Consider the following 1339-nt stretch of genomic DNA (forward strand, 5'->3'; position numbering starts at 1 on the left):
ACCAGCTGTCTGCGGTGCTGCGTTTCGACAGCCGTGCGCGCCTGGACGCCTGGCTGGCGGCGATGCAGCAGGTGATCGATCGCCATGACATTCTGCGCACCGCGTTCATCACGCAGGGCATGTCCTCGCCGGTGCAGGTGGTGTGGCGCAAGGCTGAGCTGGCGCTGAGCGAGCGGCGTTTCGATCCGGCTGACGGCCCGATTTGGCGACAGCTGGCGGCCAGCTTTGATCCGTTGCAGCAGCGGCAGGATCTGACCCGCGCGCCGCTGCTCAACTTTACCGTCACGCAGGAGGAGGACGGCAGCTGGTGCGCCTTGCAGCAGTGGCATCATCTGATTGGCGATCACTCCACGCTGGCCTTCATGGAGCAAGAGATCGGCGAGATCCTCGCCGGCCGTGGGGCACAGTTGGGCGTCGCCCAGCCGTTCCGCAATGCGGTGGCGCAGGCGCGCCTGGCTCTCAGCGAGGCGGAGCACGAAAGCTTCTTCCGCGACATGCTGGCGGATATCAGCGAGCCGGTGCTGCCGTTTGGCCTGAGCGACGTGCACGGCGAAGGGCGGCAAATCGCCTGCCGCTACCAGGCACTCTCTTCGGCGCTAAACCTGCGGTTGCGGCGACAGGCGCGGCGGCTGGGCGTCAGCCTGGCCAGCCTGTGCCACCTGGCCTGGGCGCAGGTGCTGGCGAGCGTCAGCGGGCGAGACTCGGTCGTGTTCGGCACCGTATTGCTGGGGCGTCTGCAGGGCGGCGAAGGCGCGGAACGGGCATTGGGATTGTTTATCAACACGTTGCCGCTGCGTCTGGGCATCGATCGGCGAGGCGTGGAGACGGTGGCAAGAGAGGCGCACGTGCGGCTGAGCGGGCTGCTGGCGCATGAACATGCGCCGCTGGCATTGGCGCAGCGCTGCAGCGGCGTCAGCCCTGGGGCGCCGCTGTTCAGCGCCTTGCTCAACTATCGCCACAACAACGGCGAAGCAGTGGCGTTGCCGGAAGGCGTCAGCTTGCTGAGCGCCGAAGAGCGCACCAACTATCCGTTCGTGTTATCGGTGGAGGACGGCGGCGATTCGCTGGGCCTGACGGCGCAGGTGACCGAGACGGTCGATGCCCAGCGGGTGTGTGACTATATGGTGCAGGCGCTGAGCTCACTGGCGCAAGCGCTGGAGCAGGCGCCGGAGACGCCGGTGTGTTCACTGGCGGTGGTGCCGGAGGCGGAACGCGAACTGCTGCTGCATGGCTGGAACCGCACCGAGCGTGACTACCCGCTGGATCAGACGCTGGCGGCGCTGTTCGAGCAGCAGGTGCGCCGCACGCCGGACGCCACCGCGCTGGTGAGCGGCGCGGA

1 protein-coding gene is annotated in these 1339 nt (G+C 67.7%); it reads left to right on the forward strand.

All coding sequences use genetic code 11. The features are described 5' to 3' along the window. A partial coding sequence (locus ACJ8IN_RS24605) for a condensation domain-containing protein (protein WP_442519557.1) occupies positions 1–1339 on the forward strand: 1339 nt, incomplete at both ends.

The sequence above is a fragment of the Serratia sp. CY31944 genome, from assembly GCF_052169175.1.
Taxonomy (GTDB): Bacteria; Pseudomonadota; Gammaproteobacteria; order Enterobacterales; family Enterobacteriaceae; genus Serratia; species Serratia sarumanii.